The sequence below is a fragment of the Spirosoma sp. 209 genome (assembly GCF_002006735.1).
Taxonomy (GTDB): domain Bacteria; phylum Bacteroidota; class Bacteroidia; order Cytophagales; family Spirosomataceae; genus Spirosoma; species Spirosoma sordidisoli.
Genome location: NZ_MVEC01000001.1, coordinates 563,155 through 583,134, shown reverse-complemented (window position 1 = coordinate 583,134; position 19,980 = coordinate 563,155). Strand labels below are relative to the sequence as shown.

Genomic DNA, 19,980 nt, shown 5'->3' with positions numbered 1-19,980 from the left:
TAAATTTTGCGTATTATGGTTAGTGTTTGTATGGCGACTTTCAACGGAGAATTGTATATATTTGATCAACTCCAATCTATTTTAAAACAATTGTCACATGAAGATGAGGTGATAATCTCTGATGATTCATCAACTGATAGCACAGTTGCTATTATCAATTCTTTTAATGATGAGCGCATTAAATTATTTGAGAACCAGAAATTTAAAAGCGCAGTTCTTAATTTTCAATTTACACTCTATCAGGCTAAAGGAGATTACGTATTTTTAGCTGATCAAGACGATGTTTGGCTATCTGATCGTGTATCGACCATGCTTGAACATTTGCAACAGCATAAGCTAGTAGTATGTAACTGTAAATTTATAGACGAGAAAGGTTTTTCTCTTCATCCTAAATCCTTTTTCAATATTTACAATTCAGGTCCAGGAGTAATAAAAAATTTTGTGAAGAACACGTATATTGGAAACTGTATGGCATTTAACAGGGATATTTTAAACTTCGCATTGCCATTTCCAAAAGCCATAGACTTTTATCCTAATATAGACCACGGTATGTGGATTGGGATACTAGTTAATGTCTTTTATACTGCAGATTTTATACCTAGTATTCTAGTTTTGTATCGTAGGCATGAAAAAAATGTAAGCCCAACTAATATTGAAGGAAAAAGCCCTTATTCTTTGAAAATCAAGGTATTATCTAGATTTTCGTTGGGATTTTATTTGCTACAACGAGCACTTAGTCACGCATTTAAAAAAATACATTAATTTTGATGACAAGTCATTTATATATTTCTATGACCTAAAGCAAGTTTATTATATTAATGGCATTGATGATTGCTACCAAAGTATTTGTACTAAGGCAAACCACTATTTGATGAAATGCATGAACTTACTAAAGGATCAGGTTTTGAACCAATCAGACTAACTGCTGCGACGAAATATCTTGGCTCACATATTTTGCGAATTGATTTTCTTTATGCCAAATAATAGTTATGAAAAAGTTAAAACTTTTGTTTTATGCAGCAAATTTCACTCCCGAATTGACAGGTAGTGGTAAATATAATGGGGAGTTAGTTGACTGGTTGGCCCAAAGAGGCCATAGTATTGACGTAATTACGACTCATCCGCATTATCCAAAATGGAAAATTGATCCTGCTTATCGTGGAAAACTTTGGACTGTCGATAAGTTAAATAATGTGACTATATACAGATGCCCTTTGTATGTACCTATGAATCCTTCTGGTTTTAAGCGTATTTTACATGAAATCTCTTTTGCTGTTAGTTCATTTCCTGTGTGGTTAAAAGTTTTTTTTTCTAATTATGATGCAGTAGTATGTGTTTCACCTCCAATGTTTATAGGCTTGTTGCCTTACTTATATGGCAAATTAAAACATATCCCTTATCTATTTCATATTCAGGACTTGCAGGTTGATGCAGCTCGAACACTTGGTTTAATTAAAAATGAGAGACTATTATATTTACTTGGTAATATAGAAAAATTCCTACTTAAGAAAGCTACGGTAGTTTCCAGTATAGGCTTAGGAATGAGGCATATGATTCTTAGTAAGGGGGTACAATCTAATAAGTTCTTTATGCTACCCAACTGGGTGGATACTAAATTTATTCGGCCTTTAAACAAACATGAGTCATTCCGTTCCTTGTATGGGTTTCAGCCCTCTGATCTTGTAATAATGTACGCTGGTAACTTAGGCGCTAAACAAGGTTTAGAAATTCTACTCGATGTTGCAGAGATACTTATTTCAAACAAGTCAATTAAATTTCTGATTAATGGGGAAGGTGCAATTAAACAAATGCTTTTAGCTGATTCACATAAACGAAAACTATCAAATGTTTTCTTTGGCCCTGGTGTCCCTTATGAGGATCTTCCTCGGCTAATGTCTACTGCAGATATACATGTTGTTATTCAAAAGAGAGGTATGACTAATATTGTTATGCCTTCTAAACTAACAACTATACTAGCCTCTGGAGGAGTTACTATTGTTACTGCTGAGGAATCATCTCTTTTGGCTCAACAACTAATTTCTGATAATGTCGCCCTAATTGTCCAGCCTGAGAGTGCTGAATTATTAGCGCAAGCCATACTAGACTTAGCTATTTCAGATAATTTAGTTAAATTAAAGGAAAATGCACGGCGTTATGCTGTCTTGATGTTAAATAAGGACACTTTATTATTGCCTTATGAAAAAAAAATAATGTCTGTTAGTAAGCGTAAATAAAGGGTTTGGCATGAATTTTGTGATCGCTAATACCTCTTCAGTTTTGGTTAATATTAGTTGTAAGATTCTTCACAAATAACTGCCTTGTAAGTGCCAACCGCAAAACTGTACGTTGACTTGTTTTTTAAAGTTAAACTTGTAACGATGTTGCACAGGTAATATAAATTGAGCAAATTTAACGGATAATACAAAACATTCTTCAAATATGAGAAAAATTTACTTACAAGCTGTTCTGATGTCAGCATTGCTGTTTGGGTATAAAGGCCTGTATGCACAAGGAAATTTAGTTGTCACAGCACCTGCATCGTCTACACCTGGATCAGAAAATACCTTGATCGGTGTGGGAGTTGGTAGTCTCAATATGACAGGAGCCAGTAATACTTTAATTGGGAGTGGTGCTGGAATCAGTAATATGGCAGGTACTAAGAACGTGTTTACTGGTGCATTATCTGGTAGAGCGAACTCTTCTGGACAGAACAACTCATTTTTTGGGTATGGAAGCGGATTTGGTAATATCACGGGGAATCAGAATACATTTTTAGGCACTGAGGCAGGTTATTCAAACGCCTTGGGTTACAACAATGTCTTCGTCGGACATAGGTCTGGATACTTTAATAATGGAGCAAACAATGCTTTTTTAGGCACTGGAGCAGGATATTCCAACTCTTCCGGAAATGATAATACATTTATCGGATCTGATGCAGGTGGAAGTAACAGTAGTGGCTATAGTAATACATATATTGGATCTCTTTCTGGTGCATCAAGTACAACTGCGGTTCAAAACACATTTATAGGCGCTAATTCTGGAACAAGTAATGCTGGTCAAGCTAATACATTTGTCGGTTATGGAGCAGGGCAAAGTAATCAGTCTGGCAGCAATAATGTGTTCATTGGTTTTAATACGGGGCAAAGTAATACCATTGGAGGCAGTAATTTATTCATGGGCCAGTTAGCTGGATCTGGAAACACGAGTGGTAGTTTTAACCTGTTCATCGGTAATGCCTCTAGTTTAAATAACAAGGGGGGTAGTGGTAACACTACTATTGGAGACGGGTCTGGTTATGGGAATGTTTCTGGTAATAGAAATGTGTACCTTGGCCAGTATGCTGGTTTTTTTGGCGTGTCATCGGGTTCGGACAATGTGTTTGTTGGGTACCAATCTGGGGTGAGTTCAAACTCTGTAAACGTAACTAATGCAATTGCTATTGGATCTAACGCTATTGTTAGCCAAAGCAACAGTATGGTTTTAGGAAATGCAGTCAACGTTGGCATCGGCACCTCAGCGCCTGCCAATAAACTGGAGGTGGTTAGTGCCAGTACAAACACGTCGGGCCTGCGGTTGACCAACCTGAAATCGAGCAGCCCGGCTACGGCCTTGAACACTACCAAGTTTCTGACTGTAGACGCCAACGGTGATGTGGTACTAGGTAGCACAAATGGTTCGGCCCGGATGGCCGCAGAAGAAACGGCCTGGGTAGCTGACGGCGATAACCTGGTGAATACGAACACCGGTGGGGTCGTGATCGGGCCGGGCGTGTCTAAAACGCCAGCGGGCTACCGGCTCTATGTAGCCGACGGCGTGCTCACCGAAAAAGTAAAAGTAGCGGTTAAAAGCACCAACGACTGGTCTGACCGGGTGTTCGATGCCAGCTACCGGCTCCGTAGCCTTAACGAAGTAGATACATACATACAGCAGAACAAACATCTGCCGGGCGTTCCGTCTGCCGAGGAGGTTGTTAAAGAAGGCGTCGATGTAGGGCAGATGCAGGCCAAACTGCTGGAGAAAGTTGAAGAACTAACCCTCTACGTCATCGAATTGAAAAAGCAGAATGACGCTTTGACGAAGAAAAGCCGTCAGCTGGAGCAGCGTATCAGTCGTATACATGGTAAAACCCGGAAATAAGATGCGCACGCTACTCACTCTGTTGATCTGTTGCTCATCGCTATGGTGTCTGGCCCAGGCGCCAACCCAGCATCTCCGTATTCAGATCAGTTACGACCGCGGCAGTCAGCATCTGGAACAGGCTGTTGAAACGATCGAAGCCGTTAATGTGGTTAACGCGGCATCTACCGTCGACTATCAGGCGGGCCGGTCGGTGACGCTACTGCCTGGTTTCGAAGCCAGACAAGGGAGCACCTTTACGGCCTTTATCAAACCCGTAACCCTGTCGGCCGGCCGATCGGAGTTTCCGCTTAAGCTCAATGCATTTCCCAATCCGTTCGATCAGGTAACGACCATCGACTACTACCTGCCTGCCGACGGAAAAGTCAACCTGTGGGTAACGGATGCGCAGGGGAAAGTGGTCGGGAAACTGCTGCAGGACGAAACCCAGGCAGCGGGCCAGCATCGCGTGGAGTGGAAACCTGCTTCCCTGTCGTCGGGCGTGTATATGCCTATTGTAGAAGCAAACCAACAGCGGGCGGTGAGCCGGATTATTAAGAAGTAACTCTATAATACATAGGTCATAAAGGCGAAGAGACCCACGTACCGTACGTGGGTCTCTTCGCCTTTATGACCTATATTTGTCCGCGGCCTCAGGCTCAATTCCTGATCAGGCTGGCAATAAAGGCCCTGCTCAATCATTATTATTGTATGTTCTTTCTGGAATCAGACTTCCTCTCTAATGCGTATTTTCCCCTCTAGGTGTCTTCTGTACGCATGGATCAGCACGGCTGCTGTTTGTTCTACCCTACAAGCCCAGCCACTTCGGCAGCCTACCCAATACTCCATTGAAGCAGGCACGTATCTGTCCTCGTCGACTGCCACTCCTTTCTGGTTGCGTGCCAACCAATTCGGTATCGTCCCGAATCAGTCGCCGGTATTTACGGTCAGGGCCGGTATATACAGCGAATACGATAGCACCGAATACCGCTCCTCTCCGAAAAAATATGTTTTTGGGTACGGCCTCAATGTGGTAGCCAATGCGGCTCAGAACAAATTACCGTACGAGCGCGCGGTGCTGTTGCCCGAAGCCTACTTGAAAGTACGCCGGGGTATTTTTGAAGCCTACGTAGGCCGCCGTCGCGAACGGTTTGGGCTGGCCGATTCGACCCTGTCTACGGGTTCTTATGCCTGGTCGGGCAATGCGATGCCGGTTCCCAAGATTCAGATCGCTATCCCGGTGTTTACGCCGATTGGCTTTACAAAAGGCTGGGTGGCTATTCAGGGTACTTATGCGCATGGTTACCTGGCCGCATCGGGCTACATCCGCAACACCATGCTCCACCAGAAGTCGTTATACCTCCGGCTGGGCCGAACCAATGAGGTATTTCGGTTTTATGGCGGCTTCAACCACCAGGTAGTCTGGGGCGGGCAGGCGGCTGATCCAACCGGGATACCCGGCACCATACCCGCCGGGGGCAAACTGCCGTCGGGGCCAATCGACTATTTTTACGTAGTGACCGGCATCAATAAAGGGCGGACCGATACGACTAAATATACGTTTTTCGACCAAACCAACCGGGTCGGAAATCATGTTGGCTCGATCGACATAGCGGCTGAGATCGATCTGGTTCGCCATACATTATTTATGTATCGGCAGAGCCTGATTGAAGACGGCTCCATATACTCGCTCATCAATGTAGCCGATGGGCTGAACGGAATACGCATCCGACGGAACGACCCACATGCCCTGGTTCGGGATATCCTGTTCGAAGTATTGAACACAACCAGCCAGGGTGGACCGGAATTTGTGCTCGAAGATCCCAAACGTCGGGGTAAGGACGATTACTTCAACCACCAGCAGTTTCGCGACGGGTGGGCCTACCGACAGCACACGATCGGAACACCGTTTATTCCGCCGGCACTGGGTCCGAACGGGGAATATCCGTACGGTACCTTTACGGTCAACAACCGGGTGACGGTTCTGCACCTGGGACTGGCGGGTGAACTTCCTGTTCGGGGATCGGCCCTGCAGTCGCCTATCTCGTATCAGCTCAAAGCCTCGTTTAGCCGAAATCTGGGAACGTATGATGAGCCATATAACCCCGCCCGTAACCAGTTCTCCGGCTACCTGGGTATGGTTGTACCGCTGGCCATAGCGGGCGGACTGGACATAACGGGTAGTGTGGCGGTAGATGCAGGCACTTTATACAAGAACGGAGTGGGTACATTTTTGAGTCTTCGTAAGGTTTTGGCGTCGACGCCCTGACGCGTTGGGAGCTCAGCGCCCTTTAATAAATGTCATATACTCACCCCCTGTTTTCTTCGTAATTTGCGGACTCGCCACACGAACCGTAGGATAATTTAGCAGGTGTTGGTCAACCGAATGCCTTATTTTAGCGTAGGTAGTCCATATGATGAGTCAATAGAGTCCATCTGGATTTGCAAAAAGGTATGAGGCATCGTTATTCAATATTGTTCTTTCCACTGCACGTAATTGCTGATTTTCTCAGCCTGAACGCGGCTTTTGTAGGGGCATACTGGATAAAATTTAGGGCCATCGAGCCTGTTTCAGAACCGCCCTATGCGCTGCTGTGGGTGTTGTTTAATCTGGTGTGGCTGGTTGAGGTGTTGCTGTTCAAGCCCTATACGTTTCCTCGTCAGCTTTTTAAAGCGGACCATTTAATAAAGAAATTGCTCTTCCTGATGGCGCTGCATATAGCGGTCATCTCTATATGCTGGGTAGCTATAAAAGGCTATTATTACTCCAGAGAGCATTTATTGATAACGTACGTGCTGTTTACCAGTATGGCTGCCGCTTTTCGGATTGGCGGGCTGGTCTTTTTGAAAGAGTATCGGGCGCGTGGATATAACAACCGACGGTATATCGTGGTCGGCTATGGCAAGCTGGCCAGTACGATTCAAAGTTTCTACGAACTGCATCCCGAAATGGGATTCCGGTTTCAGGGATACTTTGATCATGCCACCGACGAGAACAAGTCTATGCTGACCGGCGGTTATAACGACTTAGCCCGTTATATCAAAGAACAGAATATAGACTGTGTATACTGCTGTATGCCCTACATTGATAATAATAAGTTGAAAGAGATTGTGGATCAGGCCGAAGACGAAAACTACCAGGTAAAGCTGCTGGTAGACTTTCGCGGATTTTTGACGCGGGGCGCTTCGGTTGAGTACCATGATTTCCTGCCGGTTCTGAACCTGTCGTCGCAAATGCTGGCCGACTTCAGGGTCAACATGCTGAAGCGGGGGTTCGATATCGCCTTTTCGCTGGGAGCGCTTTTAATTGGCATGCCGATATTTCTGGTGCTGGCATTGATTACGAAGTTGACATCGGAAGGCCCTATCTTTTACGCACAAGAGCGAATCGGACGGGGTGGCAAGCCGTTCAAAATCATCAAGTTCCGTAGTATGTACGTGAACGCTGAGAAAGCGGGCCCATCGTTGTCGGGTGGCCTGGCCGATAGCCGGATCACGCCCTGGGGGCGGTTCATGCGCCAGACCCGTCTGGATGAAATACCTCAGTTCGTTAACGTGCTCAAAGGCGACATGTCTGTCGTTGGCCCACGGCCCGAGCGGCAGTTCTTCATCGATCAGATCGTTGAGGTTGCACCTGAATACCGGTCGCTGCTGAAGGTGAAGCCCGGTATCACATCGATCGGTCAAATTAAGTTTGGCTATGCCGCCACGATCGATGAGATGGTTCAGCGCCTGCGGTACGACTTGCTGTATCCCGAGCGTCGGTCGTTCTTTTTTGATATGTGGATCATTGCGCAGACCCTGCGTGTCATGGCCCAGGGACGTGGCAAATAAATAGCCAGCCTGTAATGCAACAAAACGGTTTTGACCAACGCAGAGCCGTTTTTTATCTATGAGGATAACCCGTATTTTATTGCTGGGGCTTTGGCTCGTTACGAGTCATGGCCTGCAGGCTCAACGTCAACGAACGAATGCCTATCATCTGGAAGCGGGCGGACTGGTAGCTTCTGATCAGACGCCCTTCTGGCTCCGGGCTAATCAGTACGGTACAGTACCTCTGAATGGCTCGATCGCCCGCTTTAGTGCCGGCCTGAAATCAGACTACAGAGCTGCCGACAGCACTGGCTACCGGCCTAAAATCGACTGGGGTTATGGCCTTGATGTCGTTGCCAATGCCGGAGCAACCAATCAGGTTTTAGTACCGGAGGCTTATATAAAAGGCAGACTGGGGGCTTTTGAACTCTATGCGGGTCGTCGGCGCGAACTGGTTGGTCTGGTCGATACCCTGCTGACAACCGGTGCCTATGCCTGGTCGGGTAACGCCCTGCCCATTCCGAAAATTCAGATCGGCGTTCCTACCTTCACCAGTATTCCATTTACCAGGGGAATTATCTCCTTTCTGGGCGCCTACTCGCACGGATGGTTCGAGAACACGGGGCGTCAGATCACAGGCTCTTTTCTGCATCAAAAGTATCTGTACGGCCGGTTAGGAAAAACCACCTGGCCGTTTCGACTCTATGCGGGCTTCAACCACCAGGTAATCTGGGCAGGTCAGGCTGCTCCGGGTGTACTTAGTCCCAACGTGGCCGTTAATGGTCAGCTGCCTTCTACGCTTCGCTATTATCCGGCGGTAGTTCTTGGTTCGCGGGGTAACTTCCAGAATGATAACGTAGTTACTTCGTTTGAAGAAAATCGGATCGGCAACCACCTGGGGTCTGTCGATCTGGCGGCTGATGCTGATATTGGTGGCTGGAATGTGTACGTGTATCGCCAGTTTCTGTACGATGACGGATCGCTGTTCTACGGTACAAACATCGCCGACGGCCTGAACGGATTGCGGTTGAAAAACAGGAATATCCCGGCTGAAGGGGCTTTCTCTCTCCGTCAGATTACGTTCGAGTACCTGTTTACGGGTAGTCAGGGCGGAGATGAGTTCGTGATCGATGATGACCGTCGGCGGGGGCGGGATAATTACTTCAATCACAGTCAGTTTCAGGACGGATGGGTTTATTTTAGAAGAACTATTGGTACACCTTTTTTGACTGCTGCCGACGAATCGCGCCCTGAATTGTCAACAGGTACCGGTATTGTAAATAACCGGGTTAGTGCGTACCACCTGGGGGTTAGCGCCCTGCTGTTCGGTACGGTCGATGTAACGACCCGGCTTTCGTACAGCATCAATGCCGGTACCTACCCATCGCCTTACCTGACTCTTCCTACGCAGTTTTCGGGATTGCTGACGGCATCTGTGCCCCTAAATATACTGGGCGGAACGACCCTGAACGGCTCGTTGGCGCTCGACTCGGGTGGCTTGCTGCCCAACAGCGTAGGAGCCTACCTTGGATTGCGGAAGTCGGGCCTGTTCAGCCGGCCGGCCAATTCTCAGGCTGCTAGAAGTTCTTATTGATCGTGAAAAGATTTTTTACCCCAACTTGGTTATTCCCCGTCGAGGCCATTGGTAAGTTTTTGCCTATTATTTGTGGCAGACCGGCAAAGTGTAGTAATTCGCTTTGGTAAGAATCCCTATTTTTGCTCAAGTTAGTCTGTGTAATTAGCCTATAATAGTGCGTGAGGATGGTGCGGATGAGTCGTATCGGTTATAGTATCTTGTTTCTTGTCACTGTCGGGTTCTCCTGCGGTCAGAATTCTCAGAAGGAATTGAATAAGTCGGCGCGCGCGCTGCGCTCCTGTGCTGATGAACAGGTTGTTTCAGCCGACGAACAACAGGCTATTCGACGGCAAATCAATGCTGAGCAGAAGTCGCAGCAGATCGAAGCCATTTTCCGGCAGAAGGTTCGGGAGGGCCTTAACGGCAATGTGCTGGTGGCGCAGAAAGGCATCGTTCTGTACCGGAACTGTTTCGGTCTGGGCCATTTTGAGCGAAATCAGCGGGATACGCTGGTCGATGACTCTAAATTCCAGCTGGCTTCGCTGTCGAAAACTTTTACGGCGGTCGGTACCCTGAAGCTCATCGAAGCCGGTAAGCTCTCGCTCGAAGACACCATTCAGAAGTTCTATCCCGACTTTCCGTACCATGGGATTACGATACGGGAGTTGCTGAGCCACCGGAGCGGACTGCCCAACTACGCCTACGCTTTCGACGACAGTATGAAGGTGAACTTCTACAAGAGAGAAAAGCCATATCCGACCAACGCGACCATTATGCATTGGTTTGCTACGGTGAAGCCAACCCCTAAAGCCTACAATATTCCGGGCCGCGGCTTCAGCTATAGCAACACGAATTACATGGTATTGGCGTCAATCATTGAGAAAGCGACCGGGCAGAGTTACGAAGCGTTTATCAAGAAAAACATTTTCGATCCGCTGGGCATGCACCAGACCTTCGTGGCCACCACCAGGAACGACTCCATCAATCACCATCGAACGGCGGGTTACCAATGGAACCGCCGGATTCCCAAAGATTATTACGACGATGTGGTAGGGGACAAGGGCATCTACTCGACCACGGGCGATCTCTTCCGATGGTACCGGGCGCTGAACGGCGATTGTCTGCTCCAGAAAAAGACCCTGGCCGAAGCCTTCATTCCGCGGAGTTTTGAACGGAAAGGGGCCAAAAATTACGGGTACGGTTTCCGGATGATGCTCGACGGTCTGAACAAACCTGAATACATCTACCATTCCGGCTGGTGGAAGGGCTATAACACCATGTTCTGGTTCAGTCCCAAGGATGAGTACGTCATCATTATTCTGGGCAATCGCTATAACAAGACGGTTTACCGCGTAAAGGAGCTGATCGAGGTGTTGAACAGCGGCTCGAAAGAAGCGACCCCAACCACCGACAGTGAGGTAGAAATATGAGTAGAGCCGCCCGAGCTGTTCGCTTTGGAACTGTGTAGGTGCCTGTTGGTTTGTCGGCCTACCTCTGTTTACATGCGCGCTTTTCTTCTTACTGTAGTCATGACCACCGTACTGGGCTCCGTAGCTCACTCACAGGAAGTACTGAAACTATGGCCTGACGGGGCTATCCCGAATGCACTCCCCAACGTATCGATTACCGAAAAAGCCGAAACCACGGACGGCATTCTACGGATCAGCAACGTGTCGGTTCCGACGCTAACGGCCTACCTGCCGCCGAAAGGAAAAGCAACGGGAGCGGCTGTAATGGTTTGTCCCGGTGGCGGTTACAGTATTCTGGCCGCTAGTCATGAGGGTGAAGATATTGCGCGCTGGTTCAACCAGATGGGGATCACGGCGTTTGTGCTGAAGTATCGGTTGCCCGATCCGAAAATTATGACCAATCAGCACGAGGTACCGCTGATGGATGCTTTGCAGGGGCTGACGCTGATTCGGCAACAGGCGGGCCGTTACGGTATCGATCCGGCCAAAATAGGGATCATGGGTTTCTCAGCCGGCGGTCATCTGGCCGCTACCGTATCGACCCACTATCAGCGACCACCCGCGTCAGCCCGACCGGACGCGGCCCGACCAGACGTGGCCCGACCGGACGCGGCCCGACCCAATTTTGCGATTTTGTTATATCCCGTCATTACGTTCGGTGAGAAAGCCCACACAGGGTCGCGCGATAAGCTGCTGGGTACTCTCAATAAGTCGCCCGAACTGATTGCTGATTTCTCGAATGAGCTACAGGTATCGGCGCAGACGCCCCCCACCTTTCTGGTACACTCCGAAGACGACAAGGGTGTGCCTGTGGAGAATAGCATCCTGTATTATCTGGCCTGCCTGAAACACAACGTACCGGCCGAAATGCACCTGTATCCGAAAGGGGGGCATGGATACGGTTTGCGTACGCAAAAGTTTGGGTCGCTCAACAGCTGGCCCAGCGCCTGTCAGGCCTGGCTCACCGCCATGGGCCTGGCCAACTAATATCTTTTGTACCTAAAGCAGGCAGCCACCAGCGTGAGTCCTGTCAACGGGTGGTACTTCTCCTGATGTCATCCGCCACCAAGCCCCGGAGGGGCAATATGTTCATAGATGCCGCTACCTGTTTCCCTGTACCCAGCCCCAGCGGGGCGGTATCTTCGGGATCGATGACCATCCAGACAAGCTGATCGATACGGTCAGACCCGTAAGAACAATTTTTGGCGGTACAGCACGTACAAAAAGCCCCATTTCACGGCCAGAAACGCCAGTACCCCACCCAACGCCCGAACCGGCTCGCTGAAGAAGGCCAGCAGCCCGCCAAACAGGTAATGAGCCGCGTGCTCGAAATCAATCACTTCGCCAGCCAGGTAAATCAGGATCGAGTTGGTGCCGATGACAACGAAGAAAAAGGCCCACCGACGGCTGTCCTGTATGTCGATGATCCAGTAAAAAAGGGCCAGCATCAGAAAACTCCAGCCGCCCGCCACCAGCACAAATGAGCTGGTCCACAGGTTTTTATTGACCGGAAATACGAGATTCCAGAGCCAGCCCAGCGCCAGACAAACCACCCCGGCCAGCACGAGCCACTGAAGCTTGAAACGGTCGCTCACATCGCGTCGGTGGAGGAGAGTACCGGCAAATATGCCCAGCATAGCGGTTCCGATGGCGGGAAGGGTAGACAGGAGCCCTTCAGGATCGTGAATACCTTTATGAAGCCGGCCGGGCACCAGCAGCCGATCCACGTAGCCGACCCAGCTGCCTTCCATCGTCAGACTACCCGCTGCTCCGGCTCCCGGTACGGGGATCAGCACCAGCCACGCCCAGTAACCGAGCAGGATACCGGCAAACAGCGCGTATCGGCTACGCTCATTACGAACGTAGAGGTAGATCAGCTGGGCAAACATGCCCGCCAGCCCGATGCGGCCCAGCACGCTCGGAAAACGGAGTTCGGCAAACGGCTTCACGAACAGACCATTGTTGTAGATAACCCCCAGCAGGACCAGAATAAGCCCCCGCTGAATTACTTTGCGCGCCAGCGCAGCCCGGTTATGACCACGCGCCAGCCGGCTCCCGAGCGAGTAGGGCGTTGATACACCTGCCAGAAACAGAAAGAGCGGAAAAATATTGTCGTAGGGGCGGTATCCGTTCCAGGCAACGTGGGTGAACTGGTCGGCCATTAGTACGGCCCAGGCCCAGCCCGTTGTTCGGGCCAGGACGTGAAAAATTTCTTCACCACCCATAATCCAGAACATGTCGAAGCCACGCAGGGCGTCGAGGGAGAGCAGCCGCCGGATCGGGGCGGGTTGAGCCAGGGCTGGCTCCTGGGCCGAAGAAGGAGCAGTTTGCATAGGGAGGAGCGTAACGGCAGAACGGCTGCTTATTTATCGGTTAGAAGTAATGGCGTAGTACCCCGCCCGCCCATGATGATGATTTTGGCGTTAGGCGAAGCCGCCAGTTCACGTTGGGCTTTGATTTGCTCGTACTGGAGTTGCCGGTCGCTGAGCCCCGTTGAGAGGATGCGTTGATAGTCGGCAATGCCCTGTGCTTCGACCCGTTTCCGTTCAGCTTCCTGCCGCTCCTTAGCCAGCACGAACTGCATCTTCTGGGAGTCCTGTTCGGCGTTGATTTTTGATTCGATGGTTTTCTTTACCGATGCGGGCAGATCGATGTTGCGGATCAGCAGTTGCTCGAGCAACAGGCCTCGCTTCCGGAAATCGGCCTCTATGGTTTTGTAGATGCGGTTCTGAAACTCATCGCGCCGGGTAGAGTAGAGGGCCACAGCGTCGTAGTATACGGCGTTGTCGCGGATGCGGGTCCGGGTAATGGGGCGAACCACCTTGTCGGTATAATCTGTACCGATCAGCGCATGGATTTTCGGGGCGTCGGTGGCAATAACCCGGTACAGAACCGTCAGGTCGATGACGACTTCCAGCCCGTCGGCCGTCAGTACCCGAATGGCATCATCGCCCTGGCGCTCCCCTTCGTCGTGGGTGGCCGACATGGTGTAGTTCTGCGTCTTGATGTCGTATTCGGTGACCCGGGCCAGGGGGTTAACAAAATTGAGGCCAGACTGAAGAGCGCGGTCGTCGACATTGCCGAACAGGGTGATAACGCCTACCTGACCTGCGTTGATCTGCCGGATGCTGGATGTAAGGAAGCCCAGTACGATCAGGATGCCGCCGATCAGTTTGAGGGGGCGCGCATACCGCGAAAAAGTAAGAGCCGGTGTATTAACGGCAAAGCCGGCAATCAGGATCAGGAGGCCAAGGATAGGGAGAAACATGGGGCATATCAGTTAACAGTGGGGTATGTGGGTATGCGTAAAAAAAGAGCCCCGTTTCAGGCCGGTCTCTTGGTACAAGTTATCCCTAAGGTACGAAAAAAGGCATCCGGTAAACGACCAGATGCCTTTCTTGACCACACTATTAACCCTTCAGCGTGTTAGCGTGAAGTCTTGGTGCTTTTTTTAGCGCTTTTCTGAGCTGGGGCTGCTGCCGGAGCGGCTGCGGTAGCCGCTTCTTTCTGCGAAACAACCTCGCCTTTCAGATACAGAACCGTTTGTCCTGACTCGGCATTGCTCGTTACCGTTACCGTTTTGGTGAACTGACCAGCGGCAGCGGCATTGTACGTAGCCGAAATCGTGCCGGTTTTGCCGGGCATCACCGGCTCGCGCGAGAAGCTGGGCTTGGTGCAACCGCAGGAAGCCTGCGCGTCGTTGATGATGATTGGATCGGTGCCTGTATTTTTGAACTCAAACACATGCGTAGCGGGTTTGCCCTGCTCGATCTTGCCGAAGTCATGCGTTTCTTTCGCAAACTTCATGACTCCTTTTTGGGCGTAACTAACTGCGACCAGCACAAATAAAGCTACGAAAAGTGAAAAAATCTTTTTCATTGGACTAAACGGAATTATGGTTTGGTTGTTAAGATACTTTGCCGATTAAATGTTGTCAGAGCAAACAGTTTGCCAAATTCTTGTTGGTCGCTGTCGGGTCAACAAAGAAACAGAGAAAATCGTTTTTTTGAAAGCTGCTAACTTTTATCTTACTTTTACTTTTACATGGTTGTAGAACGTTACCACCCTGTAGCACTTCATCAAGAAATTAATTTCCGGACTTTTTCAACCCGTAGCTCTGCTGTGATAGCAAACGAACAACTCCGCTCGGCTGATATTCTAAGTCGTGAAAAAATCCTATCTGACTATCGACTGGCCTGCGAAAGCCGACAGGTTAGCCTGTTAGGTCGGCGCGATGTTATGGGCGGGCGGGCCAAATTCGGTATCTTCGGTGACGGGAAAGAACTGGCCCAGCTGGCAGCGGCCCGCTCGTTTAGCCGGGGTGATTTCCGGTCGGGGTACTACCGCGATCAGACCTTTGTAGCCGCGTTGGGCGAGCTTCGCTGGACGGAGTTTTTTGCCCAGCTTTATGCCCATACCGACGTTGCCCACGATCCGAACACGGCCGGGCGTTCCATGAATGGCCACTATGCCACGCGCTGGCTCGATGAGCAGGGCCTCTGGCGCAGTCAGACAGATCAGTATAATTCCGTATGCGATATTGCACCGACAGCCGGGCAGATTCCCCGTTCGCTGGGGCTGGCGTACGCATCGCGGCTGTTCCGGCAAAATCCGGCGCTGCACGACATGCCGGCCTTCTCGCACCATGGCAACGAAATCGTGTATGCCAATATCGGCGATGCGTCTACCTCGCAGGGTATGTTCTGGGAGACGATGAATGCCGCCGGGGTGCTGCAGGTGCCGCTGCTCATGTCGGTTTGGGACGATGGATACGGTATTTCGGTGCCCGTTGAATATCAGACCACTAAAGGAAGTATTTCGAAGGCGATGGCCGGTTTTCAGCGGGATCATGCCGACGAGAAAGGCTTTGAGATATTTACCGTTAAAGGCTGGGATTATGTGGCGCTGCTGGAAACCTACCAGCAGGCCGCCCGCATCTGCCGGGAGCAGCACGTACCGGTTCTGGTCCACGTGCAGGAGCTGACCCAGCCGCAGGGCCACTCGACCTCAGGTTCGCACGAGCGGTACAAGTCGAAAGAGCGGCTGAACTGGGAAGCTGAGCACGATTGTAATCTGACGTTCCGCCAGTGGATTCTGGAAAACGGCTACGCTACCCACGACGAACTCGATGCCATCGAGGCCCAGGCCAAGGAAGTGGCCAAGAAAGCCCGGATCGACGCCTGGAACGCCTACCAGCAGTCGATGAAGGCCGACCACGACGAAGCCCTCGATCTGCTGCAGCGATCGGCCCGTAATCATCCGAAAGCGGCCGAGCTGATGGCCATCCGCGAGGAGCTGCGCAAGACCAACACCCTGCTCCGGCGCGATTCGGTAGCGGCTGTTCGTAAGGCACTCCGGCTGCTGCGCACCGATACCGGTACGGCCAGGCAGGGCTTGCGGACCTGGCTCGACCGTACCAATGCCGAAAACGCCGAACGGTTCAGCTCCCATCTCTATAGCCAGTCGCCCGAGTCGCCGATGCGGATTACGGGAGAGCCCGCCCGGTATTCGGACGAGAGCCCCGTGGTGGACGGCTACCTGCTGATGCAGCGGTATTTCGATAACCTCTTCAGCCGCGATGCGCGCGTAGTAGCCCTGGGCGAAGACGTAGGGCAGATCGGCGACGTAAACCAGGGATTTGCCGGCTTGCAGGAGAAATACGGCGAGATTCGGATTACTGACACCGGCATCCGCGAAACAACCATCATTGGACAGGGCGTTGGCCTGGCCATGCGTGGGCTGCGGCCTATTGTCGAGATTCAGTATTTCGATTACATCTATTACGCGCTGCCCACCCTGACCGACGATCTGGCAACCTTGCAGTACCGCACCCGCGGTGGTCAGAAAGCGCCGGTCATTGTGCGGACGCGTGGCCACCGGCTCGAAGGCATCTGGCATTCGGGTTCGCCCATGGGTGCCATGCTCGGCAGCCTGCGCGGCATGCACGTGTTGGTGCCCCGTAACATGACCCAGGCCGTTGGTTTCTACAATACCCTCATCAAAGGTGACGATCCGGCGCTGCTGATCGAATCGTTGAACGGATACCGGCTCAAGGAGCGGGTGCCCGATAACCTCACCGAGTTCTCGCTGCCGCTGGGCGTACCCGACATATTACGATCCGGTACTGACGTAACGCTGGTTACGTACGGTTCCATGTGCCGGATTGCGATGGAGGCCGCTACCCAGCTGGCTGCTATGGGCATTAGCCTGGAGGTGATCGATGCGCAGACGCTGCTGCCGTTCGACGTGCATCATTCGATCGTAGCGTCGATTTCGAAAACCAACCGGGTCGTGTTTGCCGATGAAGACGTGCCGGGTGGCGCGTCGGCATTCATGATGCAGCAGGTGGTCGACGAGCAGGGCGCCTATCGGTACCTGGATTCGGCTCCGCGTACATTATCGGCAAAAGCACACCGGCCACCCTACGGCTCCGATGGGGATTATTTTTCGAAACCCAGCGTTGACGACGTGATCGAGGTCGTTTATTCGCTCATGAGCGAAGCCGACCCCGCCCGGTTTCCACCCTTATAAGTTGTGAATGGGTGATTGAGTGATTGTGTGAGTTACCAACCTGATGCGCTCAATCATTCAATCACTCAATTGCTCAATCATCAATGTCATACATCAGGGATATACGATCCGGGATTCGGACAACGCTGAAAGGACTGAGCTTAACCTGGCGGCATTTGCGCCAGGCTACCCACCGCCGAACCCCGGAAGGCATTGCCAGTGACAACTATTTCGATCAGCAGAATGGGCTTGTAACGCTGCAGTATCCGCACGAGCAGCTGCCGATTCCCGACAACGGACGCTACCGGCTTCGCAACGAGATCGACGACTGTATCGTTTGCGACAAATGCGCCAAGGTATGCCCCGTCGACTGCATCACCATCGATGCTATAAAAGCAACGGAAGAAGTAGGCCGGGCGTCAGATGGCTCCCCGATCCGGCTGTATGCCGCCAAGTTCGACATCGATATGGCCAAGTGCTGCTACTGCGGCCTCTGTACCGTTGTGTGCCCAACGGAGTGCCTGACGATGGACAAGACCTTCGATTACAGCGAATTTGAGCTGGGTAAACTCACCTATAGTTTCGCTGAACTAACTCCCGAGGAGGCCGACGAAAAGCGCGCCCTCTACGAACAGTTTGTCCGCGAGAAAGAAGAAGCCAAACAGGCCGCTGCGGCCAAACGCGCTCAACCGACTCCCGCCAGTGAGCCAGCAATGGCACCCGCTGCCAAACGTCCCGTGTTTCGGCCGACGGCCAAACCCGCGGCTCCCGACCCAACTGCCAACTCGACCGACGGGGCTATTGCTCATCCAGCAACCGATGCGACTCCCGACGAGATGCAGCAGATTGCGCAGGGTGGGTTAGAAGCCAAAAAACGACCCGTATTCCGCCCTTCGCAGAAGCCCGCCGAGCCGCCCGCTCCAATCGCGCCAGCTGACGAAGAAAAAGCCGAACCAGCGGCCACCGAGCCGGAGAAGCTGCCCGTTTCGCCTGCTAAACCGGCTTTCCGGCCAACGATGAAACCGGCGGCCAAACCTGCCGAACCCGGCGCGGAAAAGACACCGGAAGACCTGCCGAAGCCGAAACCAGCCGGTTTCCGCCCAACGATGAAGCCGACCCCTCCGGTTCCGACCGAGCCCGCACCGGCCGCGACCCCGCCCGCTCCTGAGTCGACCGATACACCGAAGCCTCGTCCGGCTTTCCGGCCAACGATGAAACCGGCTGCGCCCGCAGACAGTGAGAAAGCACCCGATACGCCCGAAGCACCTCCGAAACCGGCTGGTTTTCGGCCAACTATGAAACCGAAGCCCGCCGTTCTCCCGGAGCCAGCAATGCCCGCTGAATCTGAATTGGAAAAGGCACCCGAGCCAACGGATACTGCCCGGCCCCGGCCTGCTTTCCGGCCAACGATGAAGCCCAAACCCGCCGAGCCCGAACCGAAGCCGGCCGAAGCGCCATCGGCGGCAGCACCTACACCGAAGCCGGCCGGTTTCCGACCGACGATGAAGCCCAAACCCGCGGCTCCTGCACCGGATGCATCGGCCGACAAACCGGCGTCGGACCCAGACGCAGCCGAATAACCTGACCAAACCGCCTACAACCTGTGATTCAACTTGCTTTTTATGGTTTTGCCGCCCTTACGCTGGTCAGTGCGCTGGCGGTGCTGCTGACCCGGAATGTGATGTACGCGGCTTTTTTTCTGCTCCTGACCTTGCTGGGGGTGGCAGGCCTGTTCGTACTGGCCAGTGCCGACTTTCTGGCCGTAGCCCAGATCATGATCTACGTAGGTGGGGTACTGGTGCTGGTTATTTTTGGCGTCATGCTGACCAGCAAAGCCGGGTCGGGAACGAATACCGACAGCCAGCGGCCCAACCAGATTCCGTCGCCTAACCGGATCGGCAACTCGTGGGGTATGGCGTTGCTGGTGTCGGGGGGCGTGTTTGTGGCTTTGTACACGTTGCTGGCGCGGGCCTCCTTTGCCCTGCTGAACCAGCCGGTTGGCTGGGAAAGTACGATCAGAACGGTAGGCCGTCAGCTCATGACCGAGTACATTGTTCCGTTCGAAATCGTTGGTATTCTGCTGCTGGCGGCTCTGGTCGGGGCTACCTATCTGGCGAGTAACCGACTGACCCGATAAGCCTCATCCATTCTGACAATTTCTGCTAAACCCCGGCAAACGTGCAATCTGTAGATAGCCATTTATTTCTGATCGTTGGAGCCGCTCTATTCAGCATTGGCCTGGCCGTAGTGTTGCTGAAACGACACGCCATCGTGGTGCTGATGGGCATCGAGCTGATGCTCAACGCCGTCAATATCAACCTGGTTGCGTTCAGTCAGTACGATCCCGACCGCATTCAGGGCCAGATGCTGGCTTTGTTTGTGATGGTGGTCGCGGCTGCGGAGTCGGCGGTAGCGCTGGCCATCGTGCTGCAGGTGTATCGTCATTTCCGAACGGCTCAACTCGACGAGCTGAACGAACTGAGGCAGTAGTGATAA

General features: G+C 51.7%; 16 protein-coding genes. 13 read left to right on the top strand and 3 right to left on the bottom strand.

The window, feature by feature from the left end; all coding sequences use genetic code 11:
- Positions 1 to 15 precede the first annotated feature (15 nt).
- From B1C80_RS02540 to B1C80_RS02500, 9 genes are all read left to right on the top strand, one after another.
- A complete protein-coding gene (locus tag B1C80_RS02540) occupies positions 16 to 762 on the top strand; it encodes a glycosyltransferase (protein WP_077919464.1) in 747 nt (248 codons plus the stop codon).
- Positions 763 to 989: 227 nt separating this feature from the next.
- On the top strand, positions 990 to 2,234 hold the full coding sequence (locus B1C80_RS02535; RefSeq protein ID WP_077919463.1) for a WcaI family glycosyltransferase: 1,245 nt from the start codon (positions 990 to 992) through the stop codon (positions 2,232 to 2,234).
- A gap of 205 nt (positions 2,235 to 2,439) precedes the next feature.
- On the top strand, positions 2,440 to 4,137 hold the full coding sequence (locus B1C80_RS02530; RefSeq protein WP_236648568.1) for a TMF family protein: 1,698 nt from the start codon (positions 2,440 to 2,442) through the stop codon (positions 4,135 to 4,137).
- Position 4,138: 1 nt separating this feature from the next.
- Positions 4,139 to 4,681, top strand: coding sequence for a T9SS type A sorting domain-containing protein (locus B1C80_RS02525; RefSeq protein WP_077919462.1), 543 nt, complete (start codon positions 4,139 to 4,141; stop codon positions 4,679 to 4,681).
- Positions 4,682 to 5,011: 330 nt separating this feature from the next.
- Entirely contained in the window at positions 5,012 to 6,385 is a 1,374-nt protein-coding gene (locus tag B1C80_RS02520) for a capsule assembly Wzi family protein (RefSeq protein ID WP_236648567.1), read from the top strand.
- Positions 6,386 to 6,570: 185 nt separating this feature from the next.
- A complete protein-coding gene (locus B1C80_RS02515) occupies positions 6,571 to 7,950 on the top strand; it encodes a sugar transferase (protein ID WP_077919460.1) in 1,380 nt (459 codons plus the stop codon).
- 58 nt (positions 7,951 to 8,008) lie between these two features.
- On the top strand, positions 8,009 to 9,523 hold the full coding sequence (locus B1C80_RS02510) for a capsule assembly Wzi family protein (RefSeq protein WP_077919459.1): 1,515 nt from the start codon (positions 8,009 to 8,011) through the stop codon (positions 9,521 to 9,523).
- 167 nt (positions 9,524 to 9,690) lie between these two features.
- The gene (locus tag B1C80_RS02505; protein ID WP_077919458.1) at positions 9,691 to 10,935 is read left to right on the top strand and encodes a serine hydrolase; all 1,245 of its coding nucleotides are present in this window, start codon (positions 9,691 to 9,693) and stop codon (positions 10,933 to 10,935) included.
- A gap of 72 nt (positions 10,936 to 11,007) precedes the next feature.
- Entirely contained in the window at positions 11,008 to 11,961 is a 954-nt protein-coding gene (locus B1C80_RS02500; RefSeq protein WP_077919457.1) for an alpha/beta hydrolase, read from the top strand.
- A gap of 194 nt (positions 11,962 to 12,155) precedes the next feature.
- Here B1C80_RS02500 and B1C80_RS02495 read toward each other — a convergent pair whose 3' ends face one another.
- The 3 genes from B1C80_RS02495 to B1C80_RS02485 all read right to left on the bottom strand — a co-directional run bounded on the left by B1C80_RS02495 (position 12,156) and on the right by B1C80_RS02485 (position 14,853).
- On the bottom strand, positions 12,156 to 13,307 hold the full coding sequence (locus tag B1C80_RS02495) for an acyltransferase family protein (protein ID WP_077919456.1): 1,152 nt from the start codon (positions 13,305 to 13,307) through the stop codon (positions 12,156 to 12,158).
- A gap of 29 nt (positions 13,308 to 13,336) precedes the next feature.
- The gene (locus tag B1C80_RS02490; RefSeq protein WP_077919455.1) at positions 13,337 to 14,242 is read right to left on the bottom strand and encodes a prohibitin family protein; all 906 of its coding nucleotides are present in this window, start codon (positions 14,240 to 14,242) and stop codon (positions 13,337 to 13,339) included.
- A 158-nt stretch (positions 14,243 to 14,400) separates the two neighbouring features.
- The gene (locus B1C80_RS02485; protein ID WP_077919454.1) at positions 14,401 to 14,853 is read right to left on the bottom strand and encodes a DUF1573 domain-containing protein; all 453 of its coding nucleotides are present in this window, start codon (positions 14,851 to 14,853) and stop codon (positions 14,401 to 14,403) included.
- A gap of 243 nt (positions 14,854 to 15,096) precedes the next feature.
- On the opposite strand from B1C80_RS02485, the gene B1C80_RS02480 reads away from it, so the two are divergent.
- From B1C80_RS02480 to nuoK, 4 genes are all read left to right on the top strand, one after another.
- On the top strand, positions 15,097 to 17,505 hold the full coding sequence (locus B1C80_RS02480; protein WP_077919453.1) for a thiamine pyrophosphate-dependent enzyme: 2,409 nt from the start codon (positions 15,097 to 15,099) through the stop codon (positions 17,503 to 17,505).
- 83 nt (positions 17,506 to 17,588) lie between these two features.
- Positions 17,589 to 19,064, top strand: coding sequence for a 4Fe-4S dicluster domain-containing protein (locus B1C80_RS02475; RefSeq protein WP_077919452.1), 1,476 nt, complete (start codon positions 17,589 to 17,591; stop codon positions 19,062 to 19,064).
- A 23-nt stretch (positions 19,065 to 19,087) separates the two neighbouring features.
- A complete protein-coding gene (locus B1C80_RS02470; RefSeq protein WP_077919451.1) occupies positions 19,088 to 19,621 on the top strand; it encodes an NADH-quinone oxidoreductase subunit J in 534 nt (177 codons plus the stop codon).
- Positions 19,622 to 19,662: 41 nt separating this feature from the next.
- Positions 19,663 to 19,974: an NADH-quinone oxidoreductase subunit NuoK gene (gene nuoK, locus B1C80_RS02465; protein WP_077919450.1), complete on the top strand. Its 312-nt coding sequence runs from the start codon at positions 19,663 to 19,665 to the stop codon at positions 19,972 to 19,974.
- Positions 19,975 to 19,980 lie beyond the last annotated feature (6 nt).

Coding starts and splice junctions, on each gene's coding strand:
- B1C80_RS02540 (WP_077919464.1), top strand. CDS start 16: ATGGTTAGTGTTTGTATGGCGACTTTCAACGGAGAATTGTATATATTT.
- B1C80_RS02535 (WP_077919463.1), top strand. CDS start 990: ATGAAAAAGTTAAAACTTTTGTTTTATGCAGCAAATTTCACTCCCGAA.
- B1C80_RS02530 (WP_236648568.1), top strand. CDS start 2,440: ATGAGAAAAATTTACTTACAAGCTGTTCTGATGTCAGCATTGCTGTTT.
- B1C80_RS02525 (WP_077919462.1), top strand. CDS start 4,139: ATGCGCACGCTACTCACTCTGTTGATCTGTTGCTCATCGCTATGGTGT.
- B1C80_RS02515 (WP_077919460.1), top strand. CDS start 6,571: ATGAGGCATCGTTATTCAATATTGTTCTTTCCACTGCACGTAATTGCT.
- B1C80_RS02510 (WP_077919459.1), top strand. CDS start 8,009: ATGAGGATAACCCGTATTTTATTGCTGGGGCTTTGGCTCGTTACGAGT.
- B1C80_RS02505 (WP_077919458.1), top strand. CDS start 9,691: ATGGTGCGGATGAGTCGTATCGGTTATAGTATCTTGTTTCTTGTCACT.
- B1C80_RS02500 (WP_077919457.1), top strand. CDS start 11,008: ATGCGCGCTTTTCTTCTTACTGTAGTCATGACCACCGTACTGGGCTCC.
- B1C80_RS02495 (WP_077919456.1), bottom strand. CDS start 13,307: ATGCAAACTGCTCCTTCTTCGGCCCAGGAGCCAGCCCTGGCTCAACCC.
- B1C80_RS02490 (WP_077919455.1), bottom strand. CDS start 14,242: ATGTTTCTCCCTATCCTTGGCCTCCTGATCCTGATTGCCGGCTTTGCC.
- B1C80_RS02485 (WP_077919454.1), bottom strand. CDS start 14,853: ATGAAAAAGATTTTTTCACTTTTCGTAGCTTTATTTGTGCTGGTCGCA.
- B1C80_RS02475 (WP_077919452.1), top strand. CDS start 17,589: ATGTCATACATCAGGGATATACGATCCGGGATTCGGACAACGCTGAAA.